This is a genomic window from Jingyaoa shaoxingensis (genome assembly GCF_014385005.1).
GTDB lineage: Bacteria > Bacillota > Clostridia > Lachnospirales > Lachnospiraceae > Marvinbryantia > Marvinbryantia shaoxingensis.
On the sequence record NZ_JACRSZ010000006.1, the window covers coordinates 195,047 to 218,575 of the forward strand.

Annotated in this window: 17 protein-coding genes; 3 read left to right on the forward strand and 14 right to left on the reverse strand. The window is 42.5% G+C overall.

The window, feature by feature from the left end:
* Positions 1–108: 108 nt before the first annotated feature.
* Positions 109–1,914 (reverse strand): sigma-54 interaction domain-containing protein, encoded by a 1,806-nt coding sequence (locus H8716_RS07725; RefSeq protein WP_249307993.1) that lies wholly within the window; start codon positions 1,912–1,914, stop codon positions 109–111.
* 180 nt (positions 1,915–2,094) lie between these two features.
* Between H8716_RS07725 and H8716_RS07730 the strand changes: the two genes are divergently transcribed.
* Positions 2,095–3,372, forward strand: coding sequence for a chloride channel protein (locus H8716_RS07730; RefSeq protein WP_249307994.1), 1,278 nt, complete (start codon positions 2,095–2,097; stop codon positions 3,370–3,372).
* 119 nt (positions 3,373–3,491) lie between these two features.
* Here H8716_RS07730 and H8716_RS07735 read toward each other — a convergent pair whose 3' ends face one another.
* The 13 genes from H8716_RS07735 to H8716_RS07795 all read right to left on the reverse strand — a co-directional run bounded on the left by H8716_RS07735 (position 3,492) and on the right by H8716_RS07795 (position 19,407).
* A complete protein-coding gene (locus tag H8716_RS07735; protein WP_249307995.1) occupies positions 3,492–5,159 on the reverse strand; it encodes an alpha-glucosidase in 1,668 nt (555 codons plus the stop codon).
* 13 nt (positions 5,160–5,172) lie between these two features.
* On the reverse strand, positions 5,173–6,213 hold the full coding sequence (locus tag H8716_RS07740) for a dipeptidase (RefSeq protein WP_249307996.1): 1,041 nt from the start codon (positions 6,211–6,213) through the stop codon (positions 5,173–5,175).
* Complete coding sequence (malQ, locus tag H8716_RS07745; protein ID WP_249307997.1) at positions 6,210–7,706, reverse strand: 4-alpha-glucanotransferase; 1,497 nt, start codon at positions 7,704–7,706, stop codon at positions 6,210–6,212. Before malQ ends, H8716_RS07740 begins: the two co-directional genes overlap by 4 nt.
* A complete protein-coding gene (locus H8716_RS07750; protein ID WP_249307998.1) occupies positions 7,672–8,757 on the reverse strand; it encodes a LacI family DNA-binding transcriptional regulator in 1,086 nt (361 codons plus the stop codon). Before H8716_RS07750 ends, malQ begins: the two co-directional genes overlap by 35 nt.
* A 159-nt stretch (positions 8,758–8,916) precedes the next feature.
* Positions 8,917–9,756, reverse strand: a complete 840-nt coding sequence (locus H8716_RS07755; protein WP_249307999.1) for a carbohydrate ABC transporter permease — start codon at positions 9,754–9,756, stop codon at positions 8,917–8,919.
* On the reverse strand, positions 9,756–10,604 hold the full coding sequence (locus H8716_RS07760) for a carbohydrate ABC transporter permease (RefSeq protein WP_249308000.1): 849 nt from the start codon (positions 10,602–10,604) through the stop codon (positions 9,756–9,758). Before H8716_RS07760 ends, H8716_RS07755 begins: the two co-directional genes overlap by 1 nt.
* A gap of 95 nt (positions 10,605–10,699) precedes the next feature.
* Entirely contained in the window at positions 10,700–11,971 is a 1,272-nt protein-coding gene (locus H8716_RS07765) for an ABC transporter substrate-binding protein (protein WP_249308029.1), read from the reverse strand.
* Positions 11,972–12,215: 244 nt separating this feature from the next.
* Positions 12,216–15,764 carry a SpaA isopeptide-forming pilin-related protein gene (locus H8716_RS07770; protein ID WP_249308001.1) on the reverse strand — a complete coding sequence of 1,183 codons (3,549 nt, stop codon included), beginning with the start codon at positions 15,762–15,764 and terminating at the stop codon, positions 12,216–12,218.
* 17 nt (positions 15,765–15,781) lie between these two features.
* Positions 15,782–16,408, reverse strand: coding sequence for a hypothetical protein (locus H8716_RS07775; protein ID WP_249308002.1), 627 nt, complete (start codon positions 16,406–16,408; stop codon positions 15,782–15,784).
* Between the two features lie 22 nt (positions 16,409–16,430).
* The gene (locus H8716_RS07780) at positions 16,431–16,937 is read right to left on the reverse strand and encodes a signal peptidase I (RefSeq protein WP_249308003.1); all 507 of its coding nucleotides are present in this window, start codon (positions 16,935–16,937) and stop codon (positions 16,431–16,433) included.
* Between the two features lies 1 nt (position 16,938).
* A complete protein-coding gene (locus H8716_RS07785; protein ID WP_249308004.1) occupies positions 16,939–18,129 on the reverse strand; it encodes a hypothetical protein in 1,191 nt (396 codons plus the stop codon).
* A complete protein-coding gene (locus tag H8716_RS07790; protein ID WP_249308005.1) occupies positions 18,116–18,877 on the reverse strand; it encodes a SipW-dependent-type signal peptide-containing protein in 762 nt (253 codons plus the stop codon). The genes H8716_RS07785 and H8716_RS07790 overlap by 14 nt, the downstream gene beginning before the upstream one ends.
* Positions 18,878–18,906: 29 nt before the next feature.
* The gene (locus H8716_RS07795; RefSeq protein ID WP_249308006.1) at positions 18,907–19,407 is read right to left on the reverse strand and encodes a hypothetical protein; all 501 of its coding nucleotides are present in this window, start codon (positions 19,405–19,407) and stop codon (positions 18,907–18,909) included.
* A gap of 306 nt (positions 19,408–19,713) precedes the next feature.
* Here H8716_RS07795 and H8716_RS07800 point away from each other — a divergent pair, with 306 nt between their 5' ends.
* Positions 19,714–21,453, forward strand: coding sequence for a DUF885 domain-containing protein (locus H8716_RS07800; RefSeq protein ID WP_249308007.1), 1,740 nt, complete (start codon positions 19,714–19,716; stop codon positions 21,451–21,453).
* A gap of 17 nt (positions 21,454–21,470) precedes the next feature.
* Positions 21,471–23,516: a DHH family phosphoesterase gene (locus H8716_RS07805; RefSeq protein ID WP_249308008.1), complete on the forward strand. Its 2,046-nt coding sequence runs from the start codon at positions 21,471–21,473 to the stop codon at positions 23,514–23,516.
* Positions 23,517–23,529 lie beyond the last annotated feature (13 nt).

Here is a 23,529-nt window from a genome sequence, read left to right on the forward strand (position 1 = left end):
TAAGGGATTTTCATACCCTCTTTTTCATGGATCTTCTTTGTTCCGATCAGTTTTTCCTGTTTTTTCTCATTTTGGGAATTTTTTATTCTCAGAATGAGAATTTTTTCATTAATTCTCATTCTGAGAATTAGTAATTTCTTCCAGTTTTCGATATAACGTTGCCAGACCGATTCCCAGCTGTCTGGCAGCCTCTTTTTTCCCCTGTGTGGTATTTCCGCAGCGATCAATGGCTTTCCGGATCGCCCGATACTCCAGTTCTTTCAATGTTAATGGTTCTTCTGATATCATCGAATCTGACCGGTTCGCCTCCACTCCCGGCTTTTGCTCTTCTTCCAGTTTCTTTTTTTCTCCCCGTTCCCGCACTTCCCGTGGAAGAGTTTTCTCATCCAGGATTCCATCCGGTCCCATCATATTCACCATGAATTCTACCACATTTTCCAGTTCACGTACATTTCCCGGCCAGGAATATTGTTTCAGACATTCCATTACCGATTCTGTAATTTTCCAGAAATATTTCTGAAACAGCTTTGCATAATGCATGGCAAAATATTCCGCCAATGGCTGTATGTCATCCACACGCTCTCTTAACGGTGCGATTTCCAGAGGAATAACATTCAGACGATAATACAGATCTTCCCGGAATTTTTTTTCCCGGATCATCTCCCGCAGATCACGGTTTGTCGCTGCCAGAATCCGCACATCGATGGGAATCACCTGATTCGAGCCAATACGGGTAATTTTACGTTCCTGCAGCACACGCAGAAGCTTTGCCTGCAGATACAATGGCATATCACCTATCTCATCCAGGAAAATCACACCTTTATTGGCCAGTTCAAATTTACCGATTCTTCCATGGGGATCTGCACCGGTAAAGGCGCCCTTGACATAACCGAACAGTTCTGACTCCAGCAATGCTTCCGGTATTGCCGCACAGTTAATCGCTACAAATCTTCCTGAACGTCGGCTGCTGGCATTCCAGATAGCCGTTGCCACCATCTCTTTTCCGGTTCCGCTTTCTCCTGTAATCAGCACGGTAGAACTGCTCTGCGCCACCTGCATGATTTCCCGTTTCATTTTACATGTTCTGTCACTGTCACCTATAATATTGCTGCAGTCCAGTGTGTGCACGGTAGCAGTCATCTCATAATATTTTTTCTGGATTGCCTTACTGTTTTCAAACAGAAGCAGTTTCGCATATCTGCCTTCCTGACGTGGCAGGTTATACAGATGCCCCATAATGGAAAACTCCCGGTCACCGATTTTCATTTTATATTCATTACGATAATTCATGTGGTCACCGGTAGCTTCTATTTTCACATAACTTCCTTCCGGCATCTCCAGTTCCAGCTGCTTCTTGGCAGCTTCGTTCGCCGTCGTGATCACATAATCTGCACCGATAATCATAATTCCCTGCTCAATATGTCCAATGGTGCAATCCAGTGTATCTAACAGCTGGTTTTTGTTATCCAGTTCCCGATATTCTTTTGCCTTTGCCGTGATAAAATCTGCGATCTGTTCCAGGAAATCCAGATAAAGCTGTTCATCCTGCAGGATGCGTTCCTTCTGTTCCCTGCTACTTCCCACCAGTCCTATAATTCCGATAATTTCTATTCCCATCCGTACCGGCATAGAAATCTCAATCTCTTCCTGACAGTCATTGCAATGTGGACAGTTCTGGCAAATCATTTCTTTTCCCGGTTCATAAATGATCTGTCTTCTACCGGTTTTTAACACCTGACGATATACATATCCCTCTGCTGACATATCCTCATTTACTTTCTTACTGAACATTCCGGTTCCAGCCACACGATACAGCCGGTTATCCACCACTTCCACATCTACACGGGATATCTTCGATAGCACTTCTGCATACTTTGCTACTGTATCTTGAATTTTTAATAAAATACTTTCCATGAAAAGCCTCTTTCGTGTCCATCTGTTATAAGCTTCATTTTATCAAAACCGTTCTTCTTCCGCAAGGTATACACATTTTTATTCTCTTCTTGTTGCAGAATGTTTTTCTTTTCTTTATACTGGAAGAAGTGAGCCCTGTTTTCTTTCAGGCTTGTCATAAAATTATGGGAGAGAGATGTCATGAATTTTACTAAAGATAAACTATTTGACTTTTTAAAAGAAGGAATCTGGAAATGCATTGCCAGAATAGGTATTCTGGTACGATGGATTGTTCTGGCCGGCGCCACCGGTGTCGTTCTGGGTCTGATCGGTGGTGCTTTTGCAAGATGCATTACAACAGTAACCGGATTTCGTACCACACATCCATGGATGCTGTACCTGCTGCCAGTTGCCGGACTGGCTATCGTAGCCATGTATCAACTGGATCCATCCCGAAGCGGAACAAATCGAATTCTGGAAGGTATCTCTGGCGGCAAGTATGTACCGCTTCGTATGGCTCCTCTGATTATGATCTCTACGATTCTGACACATGCCTTTGGCGGTTCTGCCGGCAGAGAAGGCGCTGCTCTGCAGCTTGGCGGCAGTATCGGCGGAACGCTTGGCAAATGGATCAAAATGGATGAATATGATCAGAAAATTATGATCATGTGTGGCATGAGTGCTGCTTTTTCTGCTTTGTTCGGCACCCCACTGACGGCCACTATTTTTTCCATGGAAGTGGTCAGTGTGGGTATCATGCAGTATGCTGCTCTGGTACCATGCTCTATCGCAGCACTGACCGCAAAAGAGATGGCTATTCTGGTCGGCGCAGAGGGCGAACATTTTACTATTCCCTCCAACATCCCCCTGGATGTCCGAAATATTACCCTGGTCATTATCCTGGCTTTACTCTGCGCTGCTGTCAGCATCTTGTTCTGTTCCACCCTGCATCGCACGGAACATCTTTATCAGCAGCATGTACCAAACGAATGGATCCGTGTAGTCTCTGGTGCTCTTCTGATTATCCTGCTGACAAAACTTCTTCACACTACCGATTATCTTGGAGCCGGTATGAATATCATTGCAAATGCCATCGCCGGTGAAGTGGTTCCTACCGCTTTTCTGTTGAAAATAATTTTTACTGCCATCACACTGGGATGCGGATTCAAAGGTGGGGAGATTGTCCCAACTCTGTTTGTCGGTGCAACTTTCGGATGTATCTTCGGTCAGCTGACCGGATTTTCTCCATCGCTGTCCGCTGCCTGTGGTATGGTTTCCATATTCTGCGGTGTGACCAACTGTCCAATCAGCAGTCTGTTCCTCAGTTTTGAATTGTTCGGTTTTGACTGCATGCCGTTTTTCCTGCTGGCCATCGGTATCGGCTATCTGGAATCCGGATACTTTGGACTGTACCACAGTCAGAAAATCCTGTATTCCAAAACCAAACTTCAGTTTATCAATACCCGCACCAAGGAATAAACTATTGGGATTAACTCTGACAGGAAGACCTCTGCATGATTCATGCTATGAAAACAAGGAGATTACGACAGCTTTTCTTCTGTCGTAATCTCCTTGTCTGCTGTCAACAGTAACTATTTTTACACTTCCAGAACCACTGCCTGATATCCTTTCAGACAAAGTTCTCTGCCATCAAGTTCCCATTCCATGCAATTGTTGAGCAATACATTCTTAACATCTTCTTTCAACGTAACACTCTGTGATTCTTTCTGATAATTGGCAATCACCAACAGCGTCTGCTCATCAGTCTGACGGTAAAAAGCCATCAGGTTTGTACGATCTGTCCATACAGGAACGGTTTTTCCCCACACAATCGTATCTTTATATTCCGGATTTTTACGAAGCTGAATCAAACTACGGTAATATTGATACACAGAATGTTCATCATTACGCTGTGCTGCCAGATTTATCTTTTTATAATCCGGGTTGTTCATCAGCCATGGTTCGCCCGTAGTGAATCCTGCATGCTCGGTATCATCCCAGGAAAATGGTACTCTGGCATTATCGCGGCTCATTTTCTTCACTGCTTCCAGTGCTTCCTTCGAAGATAAGCCTGCCTGTAATGCTACCTGATATTCATCCAGAGTCATCACATCATCTATCTGCTCAATAGATGTAAAGTCCACATTTTCCATACCGATTTCCTGTCCCTGATAAATAAACGGAATACCACGCACCATAAAATGAAGTGTCGCCAGCATTTTCTTGGAAGTATCATTCACTTCGCCTTCCGGCAGATAATGGCTTACTCCTCTCGGCTGATCGTGATTTTCAATAATATTTGATAAAAATCCTACATTCCATGCCTTTTCCTGACTGGTAAATATTGTATCCCGATACTCATTTGCTGTAATATGCGGTCTGTCATACCATCCTTTTTCGCTGGCTCCGCAGATAGCGGTACTCATATCAAACATAGTGGAAAAATAACCGTCATCTCCGATAAATTCCGGCAGAGTATCTTCATGTTCATCAAAAACTTCCCCTACGCTGAACGCATCATACTTTGCAAAGGTGCGGTCTCGCAGTTCCGTCAGAAAATCATGACAGCTTACTTCTTTCAACATATTTCCCACATAGCTCAGCCCATCATCCCGATCCACCGGATAGTCCTTCCATGGCAAAGATTTCTTTATATTGATAATTGCATCAATACGAAATCCAGCCAGTCCTTTCTCCAGCCACCAGTTCACCATCGTAAAGATCTCTTCCCGTACTTCCGGATTCTCCCAGTTCAGATCTGGCTGCTTCTTATGAAACAGATGCAGATAATATTTGTCCGGATGTCCCGGCAGAGGTTCCCAGCAACTTCCGCCAAAATAACTGCGAATATTGGATGGCAATTTGCCATCCTTTACATCTTCTATGTAAAAATACTTTCCATATTTCCCATCCGGATCCTCACATGCTTTTTTGAACCATTCATGTTCATCAGAACAGTGATTGACTACCAGATCCATGACGATACCGATATTTCTTTTCTTTGCTTCTGCCAAAAGCAGATCCATATCATCCATATTTCCGAATAATGGATCTATATTATAATAGTCCGATATATCATATCCCTGATCTGCCATCGGTGAGCAATAGATGGGAGAAATCCATACCAGATCGACCCCCAGTTCTTTTAAATAATCCAGCTTACTGATGATTCCTTTCAGGTCTCCTACCCCATCTCCATTGGTATCACAAAAACTTTTTGGATAGATCTGATATGCTACCTTTTCATGCCACCACTTTTTCTTCATAAGTTTCTCCTCATTATTTCAACACATCCTGGTACACACGCAGCACATTTTTATAAAATATCTTATCTGCGTCATCTTCTGAAAATCCACTTTTTACCAATGCTTCATACAATTGCTGTACACCGGATGCGTTTCCAAATTCCACTGAATTATTAATTCCATCAAAATCACTTCCAAGACCACAGACCTCTATTCCGCCTATATTTACAATGTGTTTTATATGACGCACCATATCTTCCATTCTGCTTATCTTTTTTGTCTGTTTTCCGGCGTCCATAAAAATCGAAGTATCTGCCGACAATGCAGCTGGTTTGTCAGACTCTGTCAGAAAATCATGACAGTAATTCAGTCCCATTACTCCACCCCGGTCTGCCAACGCGCGAATCATATCATCTGTCAGATTCCTGCATACATTACACTCACTGGCCGCATCTGAATGACTGGCGACAAATGGCTGCGTTGTATGATGCAGTACATCCCAGAATCCGCCATCTGATAAATGTGACACATCCACGATCATTCCCAGCCGTTCCATCTCCTGAATCATTTCGATACCGAATTCTGTCAGTCCCTGGGAATTTCTCTTGTCGAACCGTGGTGTTCCTGCTTCATCTGTAGTAAGATTTGGCACGCCAATTTCGTTTTCATAATTCCAGGTCAGCGCAATCATCCGTACCCCTAAACGATAAAAAATACGAAGCAATGACAGCTGACCTTTTACTACGCAGCCTTCTTCCAAAGTCAGCATAGCACTCATTTTTCCATTTTTCTGATTTTTGACAATGTCTTCATAAGAAAATACCGGTGCAATCCAGTCATTATTTTCGTTCAGTTCCTGATAATAGCAGTCTATCATCCCAAGTGCTGTCTCCAGTGGATTCTCTTCCTCACCCTTATCTACAAACATTGCAAAATTCTGCAGCATATATCCACCCAGCTTCATCTTCTGTAAATCAATACAGAGATTGTTTGATAACAATCTCTGTGTTTCTTTCTGATTCTGTGTACGATAAATCTGTGCTATCGTATCACAATGCATGTCAATTACATTCATCCGTAATACCTTCCATACCACATTGTAATATCTTTAATTTTCTGAATCAGTTCTTTATTGAACTCATCTTTTTTCAATCTCCACTTCCAATTCTGTCCAAGTGTGGATGGCTGATTCATTCTCGCTTCATTACCATATCCAAGATAATCCTGAATTGGAATCACACATAGTTTTGATACACTTTGCATCGCAGTGCAAATCATATCCCAGTAAATCTCCGTATCTTTGTCTCTTTCATTGTTCAGATAGTTTCGCACCATCTGGCGTTCCTCAGGTAAAATATCCTTAAACCATCCTGTCAATGTCTCATTATCATGCGTCCCTGTATACACTACACTGTTCTCAGTATAATTATGCGGCAAATAATCATTGGCACTTCCGGTGTCTCTGGAATCAAAAGCAAATTCTAATACTTTCATGCCTGGAAAACCAGTACCTCTTACCAGTTTTCTCACAGAGTCCGTAACATATCCAAGATCTTCTGCGATGACCTCTTTCTCGCCCAGACACTCTTTGATTCTCCAGAAAAGCTCCATTCCCGGTCCCTTCTCCCAGTGTCCGTTTCTTGCGGTCTTTTCTCCATACGGAATTGAAAAATATTCATCAAATCCACGAAAATGATCTATTCTTACCACATCATACAACTGATAACAATAGGACAAACGGCGTATCCACCATGCATATCCTGTTGCTCTGTGATAATCCCACCGATACAATGGGTTTCCCCATAACTGCCCATCTGCTGCAAATCCATCCGGTGGACATCCTGCTACTGCAGATGGCAGATTTTCATCATCTAACTGAAACAGCTCAGGATTAGCCCAGGTATCTGCACTGTCATAGGCCACATAAATTGGAATATCTCCAATGATACGAACATTTTTTTTATGGGCATATTCTTTTAGCCGGTTCCACTGGCTGGTAAATACAAACTGAATGTATTCATAAAATTCTATCTCATAATACAGCTCTTTCTGGTAATAATCCATGGCATAACCCCAGCGTTTCCGAATATCTTCCGGCCACTGATCCCAGCTTTTTCCTCCGAAAAAGGCTTTCACCGCCATAAATATAGCATAATCTTTCACCCAATAACTGTTTTCTTCCATAAATTTATGAAATTCCGGATTCTGGCTGATATTACTTCTCTCATATGCTTTTCGCAAAAGCGGAAATCTGGCTTCATAGAGCTTTCCATAGTCCACATATCTGTCATCATCACCAAAATCTGCCTGAGCACACTCTTTTTCCTTCAGTGTTCCCTCTTCAATCAGTTCTTCCAGACTGATAAAATACGGATTCCCGGCGAAAGTAGAAAAAGACTGATACGGTGAATCACCGTAGCTTGTCGGTCCCAAAGGAAGTATCTGCCAGTATTTCTGACCTGCCTCATTTAACTGGTCGACAAACTGATATGCACTCTCTGAAAAACATCCTATGCCGTATTTTGATGGGAGACTACTGATCGGAAGCAGTATTCCACTTGCTCTCATAGTTTGCTCCTCCTTCATTTTCCCTTATATTTCTGACTGACTGTCCTTCAATCAATTGTCCTTCGAACACAAGATGTCTGCTCTTATGCTTCTTACGAATCAAATCCAATAACATCCGAATCGTTGCTTCTGCCATTTCTTCTACCGGCTGTTGAATCGTTGTAATCGAAGGATTATAATATTGCGCCACATCCATTCCATCAAATCCCACCACAGAATACTCGTCCGGGATTTTTCCGCCATGATCCAGAATGGCTTTGCAGGCTCCTACTGCCATTCGGTCAGACATAGCAAATAATGCGGTAAACTCTTTCCCTTTTTTCAGAAGTTCATCTGTCATCTCGTATCCGGCTTCCATACTGTATGTCGCAAGATTACCGTTAACATAACAGATCAAATCTTCATCAATCTGTATATGATTCTGTTCCAGTGCCTTACGGTATCCCTGAAGACGAAGCCATCCAATGCTCTCATCATCTTTTCGGGAGCCAACTACCGCAATGCGCTTATGACCATTTTGAATCAGATAATTGACAATCCGATAACTTTCCTTTATATCATCAACCGAAACTGATGCATACTCCTGACGTTCGTCTTCTTCTACCAGGCTAATCGTACTTAATACAAATGGAATGGACATCTGCCTCAGTTTCTCTTCAGAATGTGAAAAATATCCACCGAGAAAAATAATACCCCTCAGACGTTTTTCTTTTTCCAGTTCAATTGCCACTGTAACCTCATCCTGATTATCATCTACATGCTGAAGGACCAGTTCATATTTTTCCTTCTGAGTTACCTGCTCAATTACCTTAATCATGCGGTTAAACAGTGGGTTACTGATTCCTTTTACCAGCACAGCAATTGCTTTTGCATCTGTCCGCTTCAGATTTCTTGCACTGTTATTCGGCACATAGTTATTCTGCTCAATTGCCTGCATAATCATATCCTTTGTTTCCTGGTTAATATCCGGATGATTATTCATTGCTCTTGAGACCGTACTGACTCCCACGCCGCATATCTGCGCAATATCTTTAATCGTTACGTTTCCCATTGTTCTGACCTCACTTCTTTCAAGAATGCCTCGGCATTCTTGCTACGAGATGCGCGTCATGCAATGCATGACATACTTCTTCTGCGCATCTCTGCACTCCTGCCGGGAACCCTTCTTTTCTCTTATATGTGGCCGTACATTGTCCTGTAAATATTGGTACTAGCCCTTCACTGCACCTGCTACCACACCTTCAATAATATACTTCTGGCAGAACAGGTAGAATATAATAATTGGGATAATTGCAAGCACCAGTACTCCCATCATAGCTCCCATATCCACAGAACCATATCCACCTTTCAGATACTGTACTGCAATCGGTATGGTCTTATATTTCCTGATATCCAATACCAGATATGGAAGAAGATAATCATTCCAGATCCACATTGCCTGAAGAATTGTTACAGTAATACAGGTTGGTTTCAAAATCGGAAGCACGACCTGGAAAAATGTCTGAAGCGGTGTACATCCATCAATCATGGCTGCCTCTTCGATCTCCAGTGGTATGGATTTTACAAAGCCCACAAACATAAATACGGATAATCCTGCCCCAAAGCCCAAATACACAACGATTATACCAACCGGATTGTTCAAATGCAATATATTTGCAATTTTCGACAATGTAAACATTACCATCTGGAATGGAACAATCATGGAAAACAGACACAGATAGTAGATCGTATTGGTTGCCGCATTTTTCACTCTGCAAATATACCATGCGCACATGGAAGTACACAGAATAATAGCTGCCACGGAAAATACGGTTATAAACAGAGACCATCCAAAAGCCTGGATAAATCCGGTTTTTTCAATTCCTTTTATATAGTTGTCCCATTCGACAAAAATCTTCCCCTGCGGAATGGAAAACGGTTCCCTGCTGATATATGCTTTTTTCTTAAAAGAGTTCAGCACTACCAGAAAAATCGGATATACATATGCAATCGAAATGATTGTAAAAATAACGGTCAGCAATGTACCGTGTTTTGCTTTTCTTGCATTCATTACTGCTGTACCTCCTTTGTTCTGGTCAGGATATTCTGCGTAATGGCAATGGCTGCCACAAGGATAAAGAACAGAACTGCTTTCGCCTGTCCCACACCTTCATATCCGGTTCGTCCATAGAATGTGTTATAAATATTCAGTGCCAGCATTTCTGACATCTTGGATGGTGCACCGTCTGTCAGTGCCAGGTTCTGGTCAAATAATTTGAATCCATTGGTCAGGGTCAGGAATGTACAGATTGTAATGGAAGGCATCACCATCGGAATGGTGACATTCTTCAGAATCTGACGATTGTTGGCTCCGTCAATTTTTGCTGCTTCAATCAGTTCTCCCGGGATATTCTGAATACCGGAAATATAAATAATCATCATATAACCGATCTGCTGCCAGCACATCAGAATGACCAGCCCCCAGAATCCATAAACGGAAGAATAGGTCAGAGTTTTCTGAAAATGTGCCAAAATACCATTTAATAACAGCTGCCATACATAACCCAGGATGATACCACCAATCAGGTTTGGCATAAAGAACACGGTTCTGAAAATATTCGTTCCTTTAATTTTCTTTGTCAGGAACATCGCAACTGTAAATGCCAGAATATTAATCAGCAATACAGAGACTACTGTAAAAAGTGCTGTATACCACAGTGAATGCAAAAATGGATCCGATGCATCTCCCCAGATCTTCGCATAATTGGAAAGCCCTACCCACTTTGCATCTGTTACGGTTGTGAATTTACAAAACGAAAGATAAATACCCAAAATAAACGGTGCAACAAATCCAATTGTAAATGCCAGCATTGTCGGTAATACAAATACCGGCCAATATCTTTTAATTGCCTTATCCATAATTTTCCCTTCTTCTTGATCAGAAAAGGATGAGCGAAGCATCGCTCACCCTTTTTTAATTCTACTGTTTATTTTCTGCCTTTATCAGTTACAAATTATTCTGCATTTGCTGCTGCATATTCTGTAGCCCATCCGTCAACGAATGCTGTTACAACGCTGTCCCATTCGCCGGTTCCCTGAGCGTACTCAAGAAGTGCACTTCCAACACCATTTTTCCAGTTTTCAGATGGCATGGTAGTGAAGCACCATGTTACAGGTGTCTTTCCATCCTCTACATATTTTGCTGCTTCATTTACCAGAACGTTGTCTGCTGCATAGTCATCACCGAAAGTGGTGAATGGTGTTGCAAATCCCATATCTTTACTGATTGCTGTTCTTCCTTCATCACTTGTAATACACCATGTCAGGAAATCAACTGTAGCCTGAATATCTTCTTCAGATGCTTTTGCATTTACACACCAGTAGTTTTCAGATCCTGTACAAAGTCCCTGATTTTCTTCTCCTTCAACTCCGATGTAAATTGGAAGCATACCAAGGTCATCTTCTGTCAGATCTCCTTCTTCCAGGATACCACTGGTTTCCCATGTACCATTCTGATAGAATACTGCTTCACCAAGAGCAAATTCTGCACGTGCATCTTCTGCTGTCTTGCTGGAAATCATACTTGGTTCACAGGTTGCATTGTTGATGTACAGATCCCAAATATTCTTGTAATTGTCAAGATATGTTCCTTTAATCGCATCTGTGGATGTAATGCCGTCTGCTTTATATTCATAGTAGATCGGAATGTTTGCCAGATGAGTCTTGAATCTCCAGTCGGAAGAAGAATCCATACCTGCAGATGTAAATGCACCTTCAATACCCAGATCATCTTTCTTTGCTGTAATATCTTCTACAACTGCTTTTAATGTATCAAAGTTGTTGATTTCATCAACAGATGTTACTACAGCGCCATCTGTTTCAAAATAGTCATTCAGTAAGGACTTATTATAAATCAATCCGTATGTCTCGATCTTATATGCAATACCTGATACGGATCCATCTTCGTTAACCAGTGCAAAGTCATCACTTGCAAGATTCTTATATACATCTGTATCTTTCAGGTCATAGCAATAATCTTTCCATGCAGCAAGACCAACCGGTCCATTTACCTGAAACAGTGTCGGTGCTTCGCTTTTATCCATTTCTGATTTCAATGTAGATTCATATGTTCCGGATGCTGCTGTGACAACCTGTACTTCTGTTCCTGTTTCTTCTGAATACTTCTCAGCAAGTGCTTCCCACTGGTCTGCTACTTCCGGAGCAAAGTTCAGATAATATACTTTTCCGCCATCTGCGCTGGCTGACATTGCAAATGCACTTGCCATAATTGCTGCTGATACTGCTACTTTTGTTAATTTTTTCATGTTTCTTCTCCTTTTCTTTTTATGTCGTCTCTTTTTTGGAAACGTTATCGGTAACGTTTCCGGTTTCTGAATTCACAATAGCATAATCACAGTTCATTCGCAAGTACTTTTTGCTCTGCTTTTTGTTTTTCGTATATTATTCACGATTTTGTTATCCATTTTTTATGCACTTTCACAATGCTTTTTATTTTCTTTTTCTGTTCATTTATTTTTTTATGCTGTTTCTCACAAATGTTGTATGACTTTGGCCTTCATCTGTCGTTTTTCGGTTATAGAATGTTGCTTCTCCACTCGGGCCTGTCGTATCTGTCTGGCTTCCTTGTACATGCATAACCGCGGTCTCCCCGGATACGGAACCATTTACCACATTATAAATGGAGTCCAGCTGATATCTTGCTGTTCTTTCTTCTGATATGGTATAAGTCCCTGACAATACCTGAAAGCTTACTGTCATTGCTGCCCTGGTTCCTGATCCAATATTTTCGTTTGTGAATTCCACAGTATCGTAATATATATGTTTGTTTCCAAGAACATCTCTTCCTTCTACTTTAAAAGTAAATATCGGATTCCCATGTGCCCAGACAATATCCGCAGCATCAATCTCCTTTGTTACACTGATGGTACTGTACAGCCGCTTATTTATAACAGATATTTCGACGCCATCTGTCTGTTCACCTTGCGCAAGGTAGCTTACCTTTACATCTTTTGCTGTCTTATTTAATGCATACCCTAATGGTGCCTTTACTTCTGTTACGGTATAATTTCCCGGATGAAGCTTTTCAGAAACTGCTTTTCCATCTTTTCCTGTTGTTATGGTATCTACTACTTTTCCAGCCTTATAGATGATTTTTCCTGCCAGAGAAGTAATATTGTCTTTGGCAGTTACCTGATATACTGCTCCTTCCAGAAGTTCTTTTCTCTCATTCTTTTTTAAAACCGTTATAACAGGAAGTCTTCCAAACGCCGTTGTGGTTACCGTATTGGTATCTTTGCCGGATACTGCACTTCCTCTCTTTACTGTAACATTAGCCTCATTATTGACCGTATAAACGTCACAGCCCGATGATGTCTGATAAACAGGATCCATTTCTGTTGGATCCATTTTTACTTTAAAAGCAACCCTGTATGTATACCCATAAAAATCATTGGAGGACAGTGCCGTTGCAGTTGCAGTCAGCTGAATCTTGTCATCCTCTGTGTCTGCTGTAAACCAGTTTGTTTTATTCTTGCCATCTTCTACTCTCGTTACTGTCAATCCATCGACATAATCTGCTCCTGCCGGGAGTGTGTCAGACAGTACCAGGGATGAAAATTTGTATGCCGGTATGGTATCCAGAACAGTATATTCAATTGCATAATAATACTCTCCCGTTATACTGGAAAGATTCAGCTTTTTATCCCACGTTTGATTATCCGCAGATACCTCTTTTACCGGATCCTGAAGCGCAGGTGGCGCGCTGTCCTGACTATAGATACTGACAACTCCATACAGTTCATTCGTTCCATAGCTTCCATCTCCAATGGTGGTATTCGTAAAAAGTGGATAGAATCTGTCCCATCTGGTCGCTTCTGATGTTGTTGCATTATTATAATAGCCAAATGCAAAAGAAAAATCCGATGTTGTCATTTCCCACACTGCACAGGCCGCAGGTGTTGAAAGAATCTGGGCTGATGTTCCAAATTTTCCTTCCACATAGGAAAAACCTGAAACTCCGGCAATGGACACTCCGTTTTTGGCTCTGAGCCATTCCTCTGCTCCTGTATAATAATAACGGTGATCCATTGAGCCATTATTCTGTTTTATTCCCACAAACTGTGCGTTATCGATATCCCATACAGGAAGCTTTATCTTGACTTTTGCTTCTGTTGAAGTTCCGGATTCCAGAATCTTACAGCGTATCACCATTGGTCCCTGGCGGTCAAAGCCAAATTGTAATTTGTTTTTGCAGAATCCTGCAAATGGATATACCGTTTTCCCACTTTGTGCTAATGTTGTTTCCTGATACGACTGAATTACAAATTTCATATCATACCATTTGCCAGTTTTATAATCGTAAATTACGTTATTATACCTTGCTCCGTGACTGGATCTGTCAGTCAGGTTTGACTGCAATGGAAGCCAGTACAGATAGCTTTTCTTTGCTATACTCCCCTGAATCCATTTGCCTGCTACAGTTTCGCCGCCAAGCATCTCCATCGTTGACTTTCCATCATAAAATTTAACAGAAAGATAATCGGTGGAAGCATTGCTTCCATTACTCCATCCTGAGACGCGGGTGATATCCTCAGTTGCAATCTGCCCTTTATCCGATACAATCATTTCTATCTGACTGTTCAGATAATCTGCAAGTTTCATCACATATTGGACAAACGCACTTCCTTCATCATGCATTTCCACTGCTTTTTCCAGATTCATTTCATTTTCTTCACATTCACACAGTTCTCTGTGAATTCTTACCACCACTTCACAATCATCATGAAGTACTCCTCTTTCTTCTTTTCCGGCTTCGCATTCGCTGCATGCAGCCTGAAACGCTTTCCATACACCATTGCAGGATACTGCATGCTTCGTAACTGCCTCTGCTCCGCTTCCACAGTCACACACTTTTTCAAGTGCTTTATAAAATACCGGACAGTTCCATGCATGAGAAAGTTCATTCTCTGCTGTACTGTCACAAAGACAGAGTCTCTTTTCCTCCATCTGAACCAGTGAATACAATCCACATTTTTCTGCTCCGGTATCCACAGCAAGACATTTCTTATCTGTGTTGCAGTATACTTCACTATGACTATTTGTCCTGACTCTTCCTGATTCATGATAACCAACTTTACTCAAATATTGACCGGACTTTTCCTGTTTAACAGCCTCAGGATCATAGATGTTTATATATACTTGTACATCTTTGGTAAGTTCCAGATCTGCCCCTGTTTTGTCCACAATTTTGAAATAATACGGATACAGATACTGTATGGATCTTACCAATTCTGAATTTCCGGTTTCTTCACTGTATTCCTTCTGGATTTCTTCCTGCCAGCAGGTCTTCATATACTCAAGAAACTCCTCATATTCCCATCTTTCACCGTCCGTTCCATATAGTTTCTCCAGCTCTTTTCCGGCATAAAGAATAATCTCTGCCCCATCCGGGAAGGCACTGTCATCCGGCGCAAGAATCGTCATATCCATATCTTCAGACGCTGCCGTCAAAACTCCTATGCCATGCTCCGTATCCGGCTCCTGATCTGTCTCTTCTTCAGAGACCGTTCCGGATGTTGGCTCGCTGTCTTTTTCCTGCTCTGTATCTGATATACTTTCTGTCAGCTTTTCCGTTACTTCTTCAGAGTTTGTTTCAGGTACTTTTTCTGATATTTCCTCAGATACTTTTTCTGATACCTTTTCTGAACTATTCTCATCCTCCTCTGTCGATAACATTTCGGACTGTTTTTCTGTTACCTGTTCTGTGATTCTTTCTGTCAGTACCTCCTCTGTCTCTTCTGTTGCATCTGTACTTTTCCATTCTCCCGGTTCAGTAAGTTTCTCCGTTTCTTCCGTTTCACTTTCTTCATCGCCCGCTTTTTCTCCGGTTTCAGCAGCCGATTTTTCCGCTTCTGTATCCGATTCTGCATCTGAGTTCAAAGTTATTTCCGTCTCTTTGATTTCTGTCATCACTTCTGCTGCTGAAGCAGCCGAAGTAATTGCCATTACCGCTGCCAGGCAACTGATTCCAAGCTTTTGAAATAGTTTTCTCTTTCTCATATTTTCCTCCTTTCCTGCTATTCCTGGCTGCTCAGACAGATCTGATAAAGTTCTTTTAATCCTGTTCCTGCAGATGCAATATTCTTCTGCACTGCTTTTGCCGTCACTCGGATCTGCTGTACTACTTTCTCATCCAGACTGCCTTCCAGATATGGTGCCATCGTAATACTGTCAAACAATGCATCTGTCTTTTGCGATGGAGCCACTGTCTTTTTCCAGCCATAAACATAGCACATATCATTTCCTGTCCTGGTTTTTTCTATTAATTCCCACCCTGAATTCGTCTGAAACCGGAATAATTCTGTCTCTTTCTCTGGCTGTTTTCTTTTCGTGCTTTCATTCACAAGTGAGATCTTACGGACAGGAATACGGACTTCCAGAAACACCCACGCATCCAACGATCCCATATTTTTTACCAGAGGATTTTTCGTTCTGCTCTCCCCGGGTAATAGGGAGTCCCCTGATTTTTCCCGCCATCCTGGTTCCTCTACTTCTACTGTCACATCACCGGAAGCCAGTACATTTTTCAGTCCCTCTGTGGTCTGTTTCAGATATGCTCCCGTTGTTGCAGCAGATGCAGTAAATACTACTGCACCTGCCATCATTCCCAAAACGATTCTTCCTTTCTTTTCTTTGCTAAACATATATCTCCCTTCTGTTGCATTTCTAAGAAAATGGCAGTCTTCTCCGGCTGAAATAAATCATATGAACTCTGGATACTACGATCTGCGCCGCTACCATCCACAGGAAAACTGCCATTAAAAACAGCTTGCCACTTAAAGTAGCTGCCATCATAGCCACATATCCCAATCGTGGCACCATGTACTGCACCTCCCCACGAACAGTATCCCCGCTGATCCAGGTTGGATCTGTCTCTTTGTTGGCATCACCTTTTGTCTGCAGCAGTCCATTTTTCACATCTATCTTTTCAACTCTGTGTGTCACTACGGTTCTCCCCTGATTCATGGAAAATGTTATGACATCTCCCGGTTCCAGGCTCTGAAACGGCACCTGTTTTACATATATCACATCTCCTGTTCGTATTTTCGGTTCCATACTGCCGCTTGTGACAGCATAGATCTGGAATCCCCACAATCTGGGTACAGAAAGTAATATGCCTGTAAAAATAAACACTGCCATAAGCAAATCCAGTATCCCTTTGATCAGTTTCATACTAATCCCTCCTGCTGTAGCTTCGCTCCAGTGCAAAAGCACCGATCAGAAACAGTACACTGAATCCTAACAGCGCAATCCACATTCCAAGTGCAGTCCGGTCTCCGGTCTGAACTACACTTCCGGAAGCCGTCGTCTTCCCGTCGTCTCCTCTTGCAGTGAATACCCAGCGTACTTTGCCGGTCAGTTCGTTTAACTGGTTATCCATCTCATCTGATAACGCCAGTTTTACCTGCAGCTTACGACTTTCTTTTGCCTTAAAGGTTCCAAGACAAATATCTTCCCGCATACTGTTACTTTTCCCGGACAGATTACCTGATACCGGTCCACAATATAACTGTCCCTGATCCCCTGTAATTTCAATTACTGCATATTTTTCCAGAAGCTCCTTTACCAGTTTGTCCGTCCGGTTATTTGCTGACCTCTGCGCCGTATTCTCTGCCCGGAGATACAGCTGTATCTCTTCTTCTGATCGATTTTCAAGTAAAATCTTCTGCGTTCTGGCACATCCAGGCGTCAGATTTTTAAAAGATGCAAACAGATCCGTATCTTTTTCTGACATCTGAAATCCGTCTTTACGTCCCAGATAAATCACTTCTGTGCTGATATTCTGATAGTTATGCGGTCTGCTGATTCCAAGTTCTTTATCACTGATTTTCCAGATATCCCCCAAGTCATCCTGTGCCTGAACAGACTCAATTGCCACCACAATACGTGCCTCTTTTTTCCGGTATGCATTGTCTGCCTTCCTGCTTAATGTATAACTTCGAAAAAGTGGCTCTCTGGTTCCTGTACCCGCTTTCAGAATACCTTTGTAATAATAATATCCGTCATCACGATACAGCCATGCACCGGTATTACACCGAATCTGAATCATATCCGGATCCAGACTGTCATCTGGCACAAATGTTCCGTCTTCTCTGGTTTCTCCAAACATCTTTTTTATTCTGACACGAACCATACTGTCAGCCGTCCCGGTATTTTTTACATTGACAACCTTGTCTACTGTCTGTCCCGGATCAACATGAGCCGGGGCGTGATATTCTTCTTCTATCTGATTTTTAAACGAAGACATTGTCAGAATGTTCCCGGTACTTCCGGTAATTTTCCAGTACCCCAGAACTCCTGCACAAACAAATGTACTGATTCCAAGTGCAGCAAAAATCCCTGTCAGCGTCTTAGCTTTCTTCATACACCGTACCCTCTTCTACACTCTGCCCCAGAGCTGCAAAAGCATCCTGGGCTGATGCGAATCCATTTGACTGAATGGCTTCTGCAGAAACAATAATCTGAAATCTTCCAATCTGTTCCATATCTTTATTGCCCCAGTTCGTTGGAATCACAACATTCGTAAACAGCACTGTCTCCTCTCCGGCTCTCATAATTCCACCGTTGCCGCCCTTATACTGGAACAGATATTCCCCTGCTTTTCCTGTATTCACTTCCTGAAAGTCAGGATTTACCATTGGAATCCCTGAAATATCCCCTTCAGAATAACCAGGTATTTTGCCCTGCTGCAATTTTTCTGCTTTGCCCGTTTTATCCCATTTTCCTGTATAAGTTTTATCATATCGAATCGTCCTGCGAATCATATCAAGCGTTTTCTGATCTGTAATTATCTCCCCTTTTTCATTCTGTATCTTCATGCGCATCTGTAGATAACAAGGTTGTTCCCCTATTCCCGGATCCGTCATATTCTTCACAGTAGGGTTCTTATACACCGTATATCCAGGATACATATTCACACCATCTCCATCCGCAGGATTCCATTCTGGTTCCTTCATGCTGATATCAAAATCTCCAACCGTAAACACATTGGTTACTTCCTCTTTTTCTGTAAAATAACTGTATGTCTGATATGCTCCCGCCGTACATAACAGAACTGCCGCCATCATACCAACTGTTTTTCTGCCCATCTTTTTTACTTTATTTTTCTTCATATATTTTCCTTTCTGTCATCACATAAAACTCATATATTTACTTTTTCCCATGCATCTTCCATACTGTCTTCTCCACAGGCTACTGCTTCTGCATATACCAGTACATCAAAACTCTCCAGATCTTCTTCTGCTGCATCCTTTCGGATCATTATCTGTGAAAACAGCGTTCCTGTCGTCTCCTGTGGTTTTACTTTGTTATTCCAGTAATAATATCCGTCACTCCCTTTGGTCCATCCCTGCTGAATCTGCAATGATTCGCAGAATTTCTCAGCTTCCATGCTGGAAAAATGTACCATTACTCTGACATAACAGTCCGTAGTAGAACTGCTGGTCACTGCAACCGTTTTGGGAATTACCGTTCCGGGAATTAATTCTTCCGGCGGATCAAATTTTTCCGTAATATGGATGTCGGTATTTGCCGCTGTGATGTTATTGTTCACACTATCCTGTGATGTCAGATAGGCAAATACTGCTCCGGTGCTGGCTCCCGTTATCAACAGCGCCAGCATAAAGGCAGCTAATTTTTTCATATGCCCGTCCTTTCTCCTGATTCTCAGATTCACCAGGTCTGTCCAGAACCTGCAGCATTCCTGTAAAAGAACTGAACAGCATTGATTTTTGTGCGCAAAAAACACACGATTACACAATCATGCACATTCCCCCTTTTCAATTAATTAAAATTAGATAAGGAATAGTTGGCAGAATTGCCGGATCCCTTCCGGAAATACAGAACGTATTTCCGATGAACACATTTACTATAGCATGTTATCATACTTATTGCAAGTATATTTCACTTTTTATTTTCATATAATTTTAAAAAATGCAGGAGCATTGTTATGTCTGTTAAAAAATCCTGTATCTTTCTGCTCTTTTCCACTGTTACTTTTTCCCTGATTTTCCTGTTCCTCAAACTTACAGATGTGCGTACTGTACATTCTTTTCAGGCACTGACTGACCGTTTTTTTCAGGAAGAAGTTACATCCAGTACCCTGACACTTCATTATACTCTGCGTGATCCACAGGTATACGGTATTTCCGACATTCCGGTACGTTACAATGCCACCACTTCTGATGTTTCTACTGCAGCAGACTATCTGCAGCAGCTCACAGATCTGGATCCATCCTGCCTGCCACTTTCTGATCAGATCACCTATGATATACTGCTGTATCTCTTAAATCAGGACCTTTCTGCCCAGAATTTTTCTCTTTATGCAGAGCCTCTCGGTGCCACCATTGGCATTCAGGCACAGCTTCCGGTTCTGCTCTGTGAATACCGTTTCGAGAATATTGATGATATACATACCTATCTCCAGCTGTTATCTACTACAGATCAGTATTTTTCCAGCCTTCTCTCCTATGAACGGCAAAAAGCTGCCGCCGGACTGTTTATGCCAGATTCCTGTGCAGATGACATTATTCATCAATGCAGCACTTTTATTGAAAAAGATCCTTCTCTTCATCTTCTGGTAACCGTCTTTAACCATAAAACAGGTGAAGCTGACTTCCTGACAGAATCCGAAAAAAAGGATCTTATACAGCAAAATCTCGATCTGGTTACCCATCATGTTTTTCCTGCCTACCAGCTTCTTATCCGCGGGCTGGAAAATCTGAAACAGTTCTGTCAGAATCAGAAAGGGCTGTGCTGCCTTCCGCAGGGACGCTCCTATTATGAATATCTGGTGCGGGCCTCCACCGGCTCTTCCCTGTCCGTAGATTCCATACAGAACAGAATTCAGAAACAGTTGCTGGCCGATGCTGCCGACTGTCGTGCGCTTCTGAAAAAAAGCCTGCATTCTACACCGGTTTCTTCCATATCGTTTCCGGAAGATCCCAAAGAAATTCTGTCTGACCTCCGTCAGAAAATGACAGAAGATTTTCCACAGCCACCCTCGACCTCCTGTACTTTAAAATATGTGGATGAGTCCCTTTCCGGTTACTTAAGTCCTGCTTTTTATCTTACTGCACCAGTAGATGATCTGAATAACAATGTCATCTATCTCAATCCGGCTGCAAATTACAACGGACTGGAACTTTATACCACACTGGCACACGAAGGATATCCCGGACACCTTTATCAGAATCTGTATTCCGGTTCTGTCCTTTCCCCTCTCCGCAGTCTGCTCTCCTTTGGCGGCTATACAGAAGGATGGGCTACCTATGTGGAAATGATGAGTTACGGTTATGCTTCAGAAAGCCTGCCCGCAGACTGCATAGCTTCTGTTTCTCTGGAACAGAAACAGCGCTCCATGATGCTGGGTCTTTCTTCTCTGACCGATATTCTGGTACATTACAGGGGGTTGGGACGGGAAGAAATACACACGTTCTTTTCCAGGCTTGGGGTAACTTCCACCCAGGCGGCAGACGCGCTCTATGACGCAGTTCTGGAATCTCCTGCTAATTATCTGAAATACTATCTGGGATACCTCTCTTTTCTGGATCTGCAGAATTACTGCCGCAGCCAGTGGCCTGATCAGTTCACTCTATCCGGCTTTCACCGCTATGTTCTGGAAATCGGTCCCTGCCCGTTTCCTGTGCTGGAAAAATATCTGAAACTGTGCTATACTCATTCATTATGAACGATAGGAGTGATATTATGAAACATCAGGTGTCCTGGGGAGGCAAATTAAAATCCTACCTAGAATGGCCTATTTTTGTTGTAGTCCTGCTGTTGATTATGGATGTGGCCATATTTGTATGTGACAGACATGCCGGACTGATTGCCCTTTTGTTTACCTGTATTTACCTCATTGTCATGATCGCACTTTTTTTCGTGTACAGACCATCTGTTATGAAGGAACTGGTGTCTTTTGCCGCAGAATACGGGCAGGTACAGCGCCAGATGCTGGAAGATTTCAGTATTCCTTACGGACTGCTGGATGTAGACGGCAAGACAATATGGATGAATCATGAAATGCAGGCCCTGTTTAGGAAAAACAACCGGTATCATCAGGTCATCACCACGCTGATTCCTGATCTGTGTCTGTCCCAGCTTCCTCATGAAAAAGAGACAACGGAACTGGAAACCGCCATTGCCGGACACAATTTCCGGGTTCAGGTAAAGCGGGTTCACATTGATGAATGGCAGTCCTCGTCTGACCTTCTGGTCGTTCCGGATGATCAGTGTTACCTCTATACCGTATATATGTTCGATGATACGGAACTGATGAAGTATATGCGCCTGAACGAAGAACAGAAGCTGGTTACCGGACTGATCTATATCGACAATTATGATGAAGTTCTTGACAGTATGGATGACGTGCGCAAGTCTCTTCTTCTGGCACTGATTGACCGTAAAATTGACAAATACATCAGTAATCATCAGGGTATTACCAAAAAGCTGGAAAAAGACAAATACTTTATCATTATCCAGCAGAAATATCTGACCAGTATGCAGGACAGTCGTTTTTCGCTGCTGGAGGATATTAAGACCGTCAATGTCGGAAATGAAATGAATATTACCTTAAGTATCGGCATCGGTACTGATGGTAAGAATTATCAAGAAAACTATTCTTTTGCCCATGCAGCTATCGACCTCGCCCTGGGACGTGGCGGGGATCAGGCCGTGGTAAAAGACGCTGTCTCCATTACCTACTATGGCGGTAAATCACAGCAGGTAGAAAAGAGCACCCGTGTCAGGGCCCGTGTCAAAGCTCAGGCTCTTCTGGAGATTATCAATGCCAAAGATGATGTTGTCATTATGGGACATAAGATTACCGATATCGATACCTTCGGTGCTGCCATTGGTATTTTCCGGGCAGCCAGAAGCGTTGGTAAAAAAGCATATATCCTGATTGACAGCAACAGTCATTCCATTACACCGTATCTGAATATGTTCCTGGAAAACAGGGATTATGAATCGGACATGTTTATCAATCACCATATGGCAGATGAACTGGTGGATGATAATACTGTACTGGTTGTCGTAGATACCAACCGTCCAAGCAATACCGAATATCCGGAGCTTCTGGAGCGTGCCAAAAACATTGTGGTTCTGGATCACCATCGCCAGAGCAGTGAGATTATACGCAATGCCACACTTTCCTACACGGAACCATACGCTTCCTCTGCCTGTGAAATGGTGGCAGAGATCCTTCAATACTTTAATGAAGGCGTGAAGCTGACACGGATTGAAGCTGACTGTGTATATGCCGGAATTATCGTAGATACCAATAATTTTCTTGCAAAAACCGGTATCCGTACCTTCGAGGCTGCCGCTTATCTTCGGCGCTGCGGGGCTGATGTTACACGCGTCCGTAAGATTATGCGTAACGATGTCTCTGCTTATAAAGCACGGGCGGAAGCCATTCAGAACGCTGAACTGTATCATGAATGTTACGCCATTGGCATTCTGCCAAGCAAGAATCTGGACATGCCTACAATTATCGGAGCACAGGCATCCAATGAATTATTAAATATCATTGGAGTAAAAGCTTCTTTTGTTCTGACTGATTACAACAATATTATCTACATCAGTGCAAGATCCATTGATGAAGTCAATGTACAGATCATCATGGAACGCCTGGGTGGCGGTGGCCATATGAATATTGCCGGGGCTCAGCTTGCAGGAATCACTGCCGAAGAGGCAAAGACCAAATTAAAAGAAACACTGGACGCCATGATTGCAGAAGGCGCCATTTAATAAAGGAGGAGTC

Coding starts and splice junctions, on each gene's coding strand:
- H8716_RS07750 (WP_249307998.1), bottom strand. CDS start 8,757: ATGGGAAACGTAACGATTAAAGATATTGCGCAGATATGCGGCGTGGGA.
- H8716_RS07805 (WP_249308008.1), top strand. CDS start 21,471: ATGAAACATCAGGTGTCCTGGGGAGGCAAATTAAAATCCTACCTAGAA.
- H8716_RS07795 (WP_249308006.1), bottom strand. CDS start 19,407: ATGAAAAAATTAGCTGCCTTTATGCTGGCGCTGTTGATAACGGGAGCC.
- H8716_RS07740 (WP_249307996.1), bottom strand. CDS start 6,213: ATGAATGTAATTGACATGCATTGTGATACGATAGCACAGATTTATCGT.
- H8716_RS07790 (WP_249308005.1), bottom strand. CDS start 18,877: ATGAAGAAAAATAAAGTAAAAAAGATGGGCAGAAAAACAGTTGGTATG.
- H8716_RS07730 (WP_249307994.1), top strand. CDS start 2,095: ATGAATTTTACTAAAGATAAACTATTTGACTTTTTAAAAGAAGGAATC.
- H8716_RS07800 (WP_249308007.1), top strand. CDS start 19,714: ATGTCTGTTAAAAAATCCTGTATCTTTCTGCTCTTTTCCACTGTTACT.
- H8716_RS07735 (WP_249307995.1), bottom strand. CDS start 5,159: ATGAAGAAAAAGTGGTGGCATGAAAAGGTAGCATATCAGATCTATCCA.
- H8716_RS07760 (WP_249308000.1), bottom strand. CDS start 10,604: ATGGATAAGGCAATTAAAAGATATTGGCCGGTATTTGTATTACCGACA.
- H8716_RS07780 (WP_249308003.1), bottom strand. CDS start 16,937: ATGAAACTGATCAAAGGGATACTGGATTTGCTTATGGCAGTGTTTATT.
- H8716_RS07755 (WP_249307999.1), bottom strand. CDS start 9,756: ATGAATGCAAGAAAAGCAAAACACGGTACATTGCTGACCGTTATTTTT.
- H8716_RS07765 (WP_249308029.1), bottom strand. CDS start 11,971: ATGGCAAGTGCATTTGCAATGTCAGCCAGCGCAGATGGCGGAAAAGTA.
- H8716_RS07725 (WP_249307993.1), bottom strand. CDS start 1,914: ATGGAAAGTATTTTATTAAAAATTCAAGATACAGTAGCAAAGTATGCA.
- H8716_RS07775 (WP_249308002.1), bottom strand. CDS start 16,408: ATGTTTAGCAAAGAAAAGAAAGGAAGAATCGTTTTGGGAATGATGGCA.
- H8716_RS07785 (WP_249308004.1), bottom strand. CDS start 18,129: ATGAAGAAAGCTAAGACGCTGACAGGGATTTTTGCTGCACTTGGAATC.
- malQ (WP_249307997.1), bottom strand. CDS start 7,706: ATGAGAGCAAGTGGAATACTGCTTCCGATCAGTAGTCTCCCATCAAAA.
- H8716_RS07770 (WP_249308001.1), bottom strand. CDS start 15,764: ATGAGAAAGAGAAAACTATTTCAAAAGCTTGGAATCAGTTGCCTGGCA.